Annotated in this window: 4 protein-coding genes; 1 reads left to right on the forward strand and 3 read right to left on the reverse strand. The window is 68.0% G+C overall.

The window, feature by feature from the left end:
- Positions 1 to 31 precede the first annotated feature (31 nt).
- Complete coding sequence (locus VHK87_RS09470) at positions 32 to 457, forward strand: SufE family protein (RefSeq protein ID WP_329634652.1); 426 nt, start codon at positions 32 to 34, stop codon at positions 455 to 457.
- Here the strand turns inward: VHK87_RS09470 and VHK87_RS09475 are convergent.
- The 3 genes from VHK87_RS09475 to VHK87_RS09485 all read right to left on the reverse strand — a co-directional run.
- Positions 454 to 945, reverse strand: coding sequence for a PAS domain-containing protein (locus tag VHK87_RS09475; protein WP_329634653.1), 492 nt, complete (start codon positions 943 to 945; stop codon positions 454 to 456). The two genes, VHK87_RS09470 and VHK87_RS09475, sit on opposite strands and share 4 nt — an antisense overlap.
- Before the next feature lie 348 nt (positions 946 to 1,293).
- Positions 1,294 to 1,713: a MucR family transcriptional regulator gene (locus VHK87_RS09480; RefSeq protein WP_329634654.1), complete on the reverse strand. Its 420-nt coding sequence runs from the start codon at positions 1,711 to 1,713 to the stop codon at positions 1,294 to 1,296.
- 218 nt (positions 1,714 to 1,931) lie between these two features.
- The coding region (locus VHK87_RS09485; protein WP_329634655.1) for a DUF2336 domain-containing protein at positions 1,932 to 3,002 on the reverse strand (1,071 nt) is incomplete at its 5' end.

Consider the following 3,002-nt stretch of genomic DNA (forward strand, 5'->3'; position numbering starts at 1 on the left):
GGGGGCTGCGGCCTCTTAAGTCGCGCCACAGATGAGCGCCATCGAAGACCAGCTGAACGACCTGGCCGCCGAGTTCGACCTGTTGGGCGACTGGGAGGAGCGGTACCGCTATGTCATCGAGCTGGGCCGGGAGCTCGCGCCGCTGACCGACGCCGAGCGCAGCGACGCCAACAAGGTGCGCGGCTGCGCCAGCCAGGTCTGGCTGGTCACCGAGCCCAAGGCCGACGGGACGGTGAGCTTTCGGGGCGACTCCGACGCCCACATCGTGCGCGGGCTGATCGCCATTCTGCTGCGGCTGTTCTCCGGGCGTAGGCCCGGCGAGATCATGGCCTTCGACCCGAGGCTGGCGTTCGAGACCCTCGGGCTGTCGGGCGCCCTGTCCTCACAGCGCTCCAACGGCCTGGCGGCCATGGCCACACGCATCCGCCGGGACGCCGAGGCGCTGGCGGCTGCTTAGGCCGCCCGGATGCCGGTGACGCCGGTGTCGCTGCGCATTCCCACCACCGCGTCGTAGCCGAGGATCATGTCTACGTCCCGGCCGTTGGAGGCCAGCGGCAGGCGCAGCCACAGGATCGACAGGTGCCCGGCGCCGCGCCAGGACAGGCTGTGGACGCCGACGGCGGGCCGGCGCTCGGCCACCACCTTGCCCAGCTCGACGCGCCAGTATTCGGCGGCGGCGGAATTGTAGATCTCCTCCAGCGGGCGGCCGGTGATCTCGCGGCCGTAGACGCTGTAAAGGCCGGTGCCGGCCAGCCGCAGCCGGAACTCGGCCGGATCGCCCACCACGTCGATCAGGCTGACCGTCGGCAGCAGGCGCTTGAAGTCCTTCGGATGGATGTCGCCGCGGCCGGGCAGCCGTCCGTCCCTCCGCAGCCCCGCCCAATAGGCGAACAGCTCCTCGTGCGCTCGGGCCGCTGCAGCTGGGGCTCCAATGTGGGCCGCCATGTTCAGATTCCTTAACAACAGATTGGAATCAACGACGAATCACATATCGCCTGATGCGCGAATCGGCGGCAAGTCGAAAGTCGGATTTTGCGGCGAAGATTTGGCGGGGCGTGCGAAAATGAGACAGCGGGGGCGGGCCTTCGCCCTCTCCCTCTCCCCTCGCGGGAGAAGTTGGCCCCGCGAAGCGGGCTCGAATGCGGGGGCCCACGCCGGAGACCGCCTCGTTCAGAGTTCAGAAGATGAGGGCGCCCGGAAACGGAGACTCGGACCGGAGTCAGCCCCCCTCTTCGAACCGGCTGCGCCGGCCACCTTCTCCCGCGAGGGGAGAAGGAGACCGCGAACTTCGTCCTAGCGCTTCTTGCGGGCCGCCTGGCGGCCGCCTTGGCCGAGGCCCATCTGCTTGGCGAGGTCCGAACGGGCCTTGGCGTAGTTGGGGGCGACCATCGGGTAGTCCTTGGGCAGGCCCCACTTGGCCCGGTATTCCTCAGGGCTCATGTTGTACTTGGTGCGCAGGTGCCGCTTCAGCGACTTGAACTTGCGGCCGTCCTCGAGGCAGACGAGGTAATCGGGGGTGATGGAGCGGCGGATCGGCACGGCCGGTTCTTTCGGCGCCGCCTCGACCACTTCACCACCCGTCGAGATGCCGGCCAGGGCGCGGTGCACGCTCTGGATCAGGGTGGGCAGCTCAGCGGCGGAAACAGAATTGTTGCCCACGTAGGCGGAAACGATGTCCGCCGTCATCTCGATGACTTCCGACTTCTGGTCCATTCTTCTTGTCCTTATGCGCGCAGTCGCGCCCAATGGGGGTGAACTGATTCACCGAGCAGGTTCCAGGTCATTATAGGCGCGTTTGGCCAAGCACAAGGCCGAATAACAACTCGACTCTATTGAGTGTCCGTCAATTGAACAAAAGCTCTGGAAAAATTGGCTGAATCCGCGAGCCGACAGCACTAGCCCGCTTCGCGGCTGCATTGAAGCGGCGGCTGTTAGCGGCCGAACTCCTTAGACAACGCCAGCATCGCAGTGCGCTGCGGCACCGAGTACTCGTCGAGTGCCTCTTCGTCGCCTTCCTCGATGGCCTTCAGCAGCGCCGGCGTCAGGGCCGAGGACAGTGACCAGTTCCAGTAGCGCAGCACGGTCTGCGCCCGGTCGACGGCGATCATGTCGTAGGCGATCAGCACCCGCTCCAGCGCCGGCAGGAGCTGGCCCGCCGCGTCGGTTTCGGGCCGCCGCAGGCCTCGCCAGAGGGCGCGAACGGCGGCCTTCGGCAGGCCCGTCGCCTTGCACAGTATAGCCAGCGGCTCGCCGCCGGAGTCGGACATGATCTTCAGGCCCGTCGTCGGCTTCAGCCCGGCCAGGTAGGAGATCTCCTCGGCCACATCCCGGGTCAGCCCGGACTGGCCGGCGGCGATCGCGGCCTCCAGGCTGTCGAAGGGGCTCTTTTCGATGGCCGCGCGGTTGCGCTGGCGCCGCTCGATGAACTGCAGCGCCTTGCGCGACAGCGGGTCCTGCCAGCCCTCCTCGGCCGCCATGGCGAAGATGTCGCCGACCGCGTCCTGCAGCACCTCGCGGGAGACCGCGAACCTCTGCAGGATGGTTTTCCTCGCCTCGGCGTCCGCCCACCAGAACAGCACATAGGCGTGGGCGGGGCGCAGCTCCGGGCGCTTCAGCAGGAATGGCACCAGGCGCGGGTCCTCGCGGGTCAAGGCGACGATCGCCTCGAGACCCGCATAGGACAGCCTGGCGGTGTCGTTCTTCAGCAGGCTCTCGAGCACCGGCGGCTCGCCCTGCTCGATCAGGGCGTCGGCGACCAGCTCGCCCAGGCCCCGGCGCGCGGCGATCAGCCGGCGATGGTCCATGGCGGCGCCGCGGGCGCACTCGACAAGGTCGCTCTCGCTGAGGTTGGGGCATTCGCGCAGCAGCGGCTCGGCGACCTCGAACTCGGCCTTCAGCAGCAGCCGCACGATGGTGGTGGGTGGATCGGTGAGGGTGGCCAGACGGCGGGATACGCGCAGCTTCTCGTGCGCCTGGGCCTCGCGCAGCATGTCGACCAGGAG

Origin of the sequence: Phenylobacterium sp., assembly GCF_036263695.1 — a bacterium.
Taxonomy (GTDB): Bacteria; Pseudomonadota; Alphaproteobacteria; order Caulobacterales; family Caulobacteraceae; genus Phenylobacterium.

Coding starts and splice junctions, on each gene's coding strand:
- VHK87_RS09470 (WP_329634652.1), top strand. CDS start 32: ATGAGCGCCATCGAAGACCAGCTGAACGACCTGGCCGCCGAGTTCGAC.
- VHK87_RS09475 (WP_329634653.1), bottom strand. CDS start 945: ATGGCGGCCCACATTGGAGCCCCAGCTGCAGCGGCCCGAGCGCACGAG.
- VHK87_RS09480 (WP_329634654.1), bottom strand. CDS start 1,713: ATGGACCAGAAGTCGGAAGTCATCGAGATGACGGCGGACATCGTTTCC.